Consider the following 235-nt stretch of genomic DNA (forward strand, 5'->3'; position numbering starts at 1 on the left):
CCCGATGGTCGCGGTGTGGCAGCACGAGTACGACGCCCTCAACCTGCGTACCTCCACCACTCGTCCGGACGGGCACAAGGTCAGCTGGCTGACCTACGGTAGCGGTCATCTGTTGGGCATGACGGTCGATCAGCATGAACTGCTGGCCTACGAGCGCGATGACCTGCACCGCGAGGTTGTGCGGCATCAGGGCAACAGGTTGAGCCAGACTCAGGCGTGGGACCCGGCGGGGCGC

General features: G+C 65.5%; 1 protein-coding gene. It reads left to right on the top strand.

Annotation, left to right across the window (positions count from 1 at the left end):
• Positions 1-235, top strand: a 235-nt coding sequence (locus QMX96_RS26905) for a hypothetical protein (protein ID WP_282362749.1), incomplete at both ends; no start/stop codon positions are given.

The sequence above is a fragment of the Pseudomonas sp. PS01300 genome, assembly GCF_029960155.1.
GTDB classification, from domain to species: Bacteria; Pseudomonadota; Gammaproteobacteria; order Pseudomonadales; family Pseudomonadaceae; genus Aquipseudomonas; species Aquipseudomonas palmensis.